At 62.6% G+C, this 265-nt stretch carries 1 protein-coding gene; it reads right to left on the bottom strand.

The features are described from left to right. A partial coding sequence (locus RVY79_RS20015) for a multicopper oxidase domain-containing protein (protein WP_317466328.1) occupies nucleotides 1-265 on the bottom strand: 265 nt, incomplete at both ends.

The raw sequence follows: 265 nt of genomic DNA on the forward strand, positions 1-265 counted from the left end.
CGGCCGCACGTAGATCTGGCCGACCATGCCCATCTGCAGGTGCTCGGGCGGCGTGATGTGGCAGTGCCAGAAATAGGTGCCCGCATCGGGCGCGAGGTAGTAGTAGGTGAAGCTGCCGCCGATGTTGATGGCCACCGACGCGTCCGGCACGCCGTCATAGAACGACGACGCATTCGGATACCCGTGGAAGTGCACGGTGTGCTTCTCGAACAGGTCGGGGCGCATGATCATGCCGACGTTGGTCAGCGTGAGGAAAAACTCGTCG

Source organism: Chromohalobacter sp. HP20-39, assembly GCF_033052815.1.
Taxonomy (GTDB): domain Bacteria; phylum Pseudomonadota; class Gammaproteobacteria; order Pseudomonadales; family Halomonadaceae; genus Chromohalobacter.